Consider the following 4449-nt stretch of genomic DNA (forward strand, 5'->3'; position numbering starts at 1 on the left):
ATCAACGTACCCAGATCATCACTCGACCCACGCGACTTCGACGACAGATTCGTCAGAACCTGCGCCCCCATGTCGAAATTCATTCAATCCCCCTGCCAAGCCTGAGCAAACACATGTGCTGATCATGCCTATCAACTCCGGGAGGATGAAGCAATCGAGGACCTCAAGGCTGTGGACAAGCCGTGACATGATCAACGAAGCACGGCACGGGCAATGAGGTGCAGAAACGGAGTGCTCGACCGGGTCGCGGGGAACGGGAGCCCTCCCGGCACCAGGGGGCTCCCGAGGATCTCCGGCCGATCTTCACGCCGCGCACACGACAGTGAGCGGCGGCCGACCGCCTGCCGCCCCGGCGGGTCATCAGGATCCGGTGAGTCTCTTCGTCGTCGATTCGATGAACGCGGCGACTTCGATCTCGGTGATCTGGACGTGGTCGATCTCGTTGTGGCCGAGTTCGTACAACCTGAGGTACTCGGTCGGCTCCCAGCGGAGGTCGCGTGTGAACGCCTCGTCGTACGTCCGGCCGTCGTCGACCCGGCGCCGGACAATGCCACGCGAGCTGCTTCGCGGGTAGCCCTCGCTGATCTTCGCGAAGTACGTGATCTCGCCCTCGGCGTCCAGGGCGTCGAGAGTCGCGGGGGCAAGCGTGAGGAAGGGACCGGTCGCGACGGCCGAGGCGTGATACGAGATCCGTCCTGCGGCATCCAGAGCGTCCAGCGTGCGCCCGTCGAACGTGAGGAGGAAGGGGTAGGTTCACGAGGTGGTACCGAAGGGACACACCGGTCAGGTCGAGGAATCCGGCCCCGTCCTGGAGGAACTCGGCACCCCGCTCGTACGAAGTGGAACAAAGGTTGTCAACCGCGCTCGGCGCGCCACTCCTTCGTCAGGTTCCCCTCGTCGTCCCACTCGGTAATCTCTAACTGCCGCAGTCCGTTCCCGCTCATGAGTACGCGCGTGGCCAACCCCCCGTTGGGGTGCCAGTCCTTGGACTCACCGACGGGGAACCCACCTCGCAGCACTCCCTCGGACCTCAGAGTCCCATCCATGTACCACTTCCTGGAGGGACCGTCTTCGAACCCATCCTTGTAAGTGACGAGGCTGACGAGCGCCCCCTTCTGGTATTCGACCACCTCGCCGGTGAAAGGCTCTCCTTGATAGAAGGCGACCTCACCCTCATCCATTTCGATTTGTGGATCGTCGATGTCGATTCGGGGAAGTGTCATTCCGATGCCTGCCCGTCGCCGTGTTCGTTGTCGGCGGGGTTATGAGGGGGTGGGGGGAGCGTCGGCGAGGCGGCCGGGGTCAGCCCTCGCTCGCGCTCCAGGTCTTCGTCGGCCGGCCCTCTTCGTCCCAGCGGCGTTCGGCGAGCATGGTCATACCGTTCTCGGAGAACTCCACCTCGGAGGCGAGCACACCGTTCGGATGCCATTCCCTGGACACCCCTACCGGACGTCCTTCCCGCGCCGTCGCCTCGGACCGTAGCGTGCCGTCCTTGTACCACTCGCGGCTGGGACCGTGCTGTACCCCCGCCATGTAGGAGTCCACGCTGACCAGGGCATCGTCGAGTCGCTCCTCGACCTCTCCGGTGAAGAGTTCTCCCCTGTACAGCAGGCGCTGCCCCTGATCCATGTCGACTTCGGGGTCGTCGATGTCGATTCGTGTCACGTCGGGCCTCGGGGAGTCCAGAGTTCGTCGGTCGGGGGTCGGCCGAGGCGCGGAGTTCGGAGAGTGTCGCTTCACCCGTCGGCAGGCCCAGCTTCTCCCGCTACCAGAGCAGTTCGTTCGCGGCTTTGACCTCGGCGTGGCCGAGGGGGTGATCCGGCGCCGGCGGGGCGTTCTTGATCCTCTGGGACCCTGTGTCCATAAGTCTCCCCTGGATCGGGCCTTTGCGCAGAATCGCTGATATCTCTCCCGGGAACCAGCCGTGTCGAGTCAGCCAGTCGAGCGTCTCAGCGATTGGCTTCAGGACATCACCTGTACGCCCAGCGTTTGCAGCAGCAGTCGGCAGACCTCGCACGGCTCGGTGGTCCTGCCGTGGTCGGGGTGTCCTTGGCCGCGGATCATCTTGGAGATGATGGCGGACCCCGCGAAGTGCGGCACGGCTTCGTCGAGGGTGGTCGTGCGGCCATCGTTCCGTGCGGAGTCGAGCGCCCACAACTGGTCGGAAACCAGAGCCGATTCGGCGCAGCGCCCGGTGAACGGCCTGCGTACGTCGGCCGGCAGCGATTCCGCGAATGACCAGATGGCGGGATGGAGATTGGCAGTGCCTTCCCCGACCAGGCTGGTGTGGCTCACCACTTGGCCGCCGATCAGTAGGGAGGAAGCTACCGCAGGGAATTGCTCAGACAAAGTAGTCCTCCGCGTCAGGGTCGGGCGCGCCGATCAGGAATCGGGAGAAGGCATCCATTGTGTTTTCTCCCAAGTAGTACCCGCCGGTGTGGTGGAGGTGGAAGAAGCGTTCCCTCTCGTCGACCAGGAGAAGTCCGTACTCGGAAGACTCGTAACCAACGGGAAAAAGTTCCGTTCCGAGTCCGAATGACAGTTCTTGGATGAGTCGTGCATCGCCCTCGTACCCGAGGGTCGGATCCATGATCCAGGAGACGTGCTTCACCGTGGGGTGGTTGAGGTGCAGCAGGCCGAATGCGTGGATCACGTGCACCGCGGCGGGTACCGGACGCAGGGTGCGTCCCTGGCGCTCGGCGTCCTGTACCCGCACCTGAATGAGTTCGTCAGCACGTTGCCCGATGTCGCGGCCCGGCGACCAGCCGTTCGCGACGAGCCAGTCGCGTACTTCGGGTGCCAACTGTTCGGAGCTCATTATTCGTTCCGTTCCGTGAACTGGGATTTTACGAGTGTACTCGGATTCCCAGCTGGGGTAGCACCTGAGCGCAGGTGTCACATGGTGGGAGGAAGGTGTCCTTCTGTCGTTCGAGTGCGCCTGTCTTCCGATTGAAGAGGTCGCCGATCTGGCGTGTATGCATCACACCGCCTTCCAGCGCCTTCTTTGCGTCATCGACCGTCCGAATGGTCTTTCCTGTGGGGTCCAGATGATGAAGTCGGTCGCTTATCAGAGATACTTCGGCGCACTTTCCGTGACCAAACCCTCTCTTTGCTCCGGGTGTTGCATCAAGCTTTGCACCTACATCGTTCAGAATTGTTTCGAGGACTTTGTGTGTTTTCGGAAGCTTCTGACCGTGCATTTTCGTGGTGCTGCTGTGCACGGTGATCGTGTTGTCGTGCAGGAAACTTCCGGCGCAGCCGGATTCGAGGTGGTTCTGGCCGGGAGGTGCGGCTCCTTCCGGAGCCTTGAGCGCGTCATCGGCGAGAGCGGACGCTTCCCGTTCCAGAAGAGGAAGCTGATCCTTCAGAGGAAGGTGCGAAACGTCCAGGGCAGGGCGCCGGTAGTGACGCATCTTGTCCGCGCTCTGGCCGTGCCAGCCGGGCTGAGGTTCCACGGGCTTGCCGTGTGGCTCATTGCCAGGGCCGTCGCCACCGGGGTGATCCGGGCCGTCGGGACCGTGCGGGCCGTCGAGACCGTGCGGGCCGTCGAGGTCGTGGGGTACGCCGTTGTCATGAGGCAGCGTGTCGTCGGAGCTGTGGTGCGGGCTGCCCTCGTCGGCGCCGTGGTGTGCGGCGTCGTCGGCGTGGCTGTTCGGGGTGTGGTCGTTGGAGTGGGGCGGGTTCGGGTCGTGCGGTCCGTTCGGCCCGTCGTTGTGTGCGCCGCTGTGGGTGTTGGGCGGTTCGTGGCCGGCGGTGGGGCCGTGTCCGAGGTCGTCGGCGTGACCGCGCGGGAGGTTGTCGCCCACGCCTCCGTGGGGGAGGTGGTTGCCGGCGTTGCCGCCGGGGAGGTTGTCGGCGGGGTTGTTGTGGGGGGTGGGGAGGTCGTCGGCGAGGCGGCCGGTGTCGCCGAGATCGCTGGTGACGTTGATGACGTTGTTGCTCGTGTTCGTGCTGACGTGTGCGACGTTGTCCGCGGTGTTGGCACCGACCGCGACCAGGGCGGGTTCCCTGTCCGGGGTGTGCGGGGTGACAGGGGCCGTGTCCGTGTGTGGGGTGTCGGTATGCGGCGTCGTGGGGTCCGTGCCGTCGGTGTGCGGGAGGGTGGGGGAGCCCTCCTTGGGCGCGTCCTCGACGCGCTGGACGATGTCGCCGTTCTCGTCGAGGAGGTTGCCGTCGCGGTCGAAGTACTGGACGGGGTTGTCGGTGTGAGTGGGGAGTTTGGTGGTGTTCTCGGGCAGGACGGGGACGTCGTCGGGGAACTTGACGTTGCCGTCGGGGAGTTTGACCCCGCCCTCGGGGATCTTGGCGCCGTCGGGGAGGTGGAAGGTGCCGTCGGGCAGCATGGTCGCGCCGTCGGGCAGGGTGATCGCGTCGTCGGGGAGTTTGGGGATCTCGATGTTGCTGATGCCCTTGAGGCCCTTGGTGATGTCACCGATCTTGGAGAGTCCG

Annotated in this window: 5 protein-coding genes; all 5 read right to left on the reverse strand. The window is 64.5% G+C overall.

Translation table 11 applies throughout. The features are described 5' to 3' along the window. Positions 1–854: 854 nt before the first annotated feature. Positions 855–1223 (reverse strand): toxin-antitoxin system YwqK family antitoxin, encoded by a 369-nt coding sequence (locus IE107_RS34200; protein ID WP_189548235.1) that lies wholly within the window; start codon positions 1221–1223, stop codon positions 855–857. 79 nt (positions 1224–1302) lie between these two features. Next, positions 1303–1665, reverse strand: a complete 363-nt coding sequence (locus tag IE107_RS34205; RefSeq protein WP_189548236.1) for a toxin-antitoxin system YwqK family antitoxin — start codon at positions 1663–1665, stop codon at positions 1303–1305. A 297-nt stretch (positions 1666–1962) separates the two neighbouring features. After that, positions 1963–2349, reverse strand: coding sequence for a YwqJ-related putative deaminase (locus IE107_RS34210; RefSeq protein ID WP_189548237.1), 387 nt, complete (start codon positions 2347–2349; stop codon positions 1963–1965). Then, positions 2342–2818 (reverse strand): SUKH-3 domain-containing protein, encoded by a 477-nt coding sequence (locus IE107_RS34215; RefSeq protein ID WP_189548238.1) that lies wholly within the window; start codon positions 2816–2818, stop codon positions 2342–2344. The genes IE107_RS34210 and IE107_RS34215 overlap by 8 nt, the downstream gene beginning before the upstream one ends. Before the next feature lie 28 nt (positions 2819–2846). After that, positions 2847–4449: YwqJ-related putative deaminase (locus tag IE107_RS34220; protein WP_268246647.1), on the reverse strand; the 1603-nt coding region annotated here is incomplete at its 5' end.

The sequence above is a fragment of the Streptomyces gelaticus genome, assembly GCF_014649535.1.
Taxonomy (GTDB): Bacteria; Actinomycetota; Actinomycetes; order Streptomycetales; family Streptomycetaceae; genus Streptomyces; species Streptomyces gelaticus.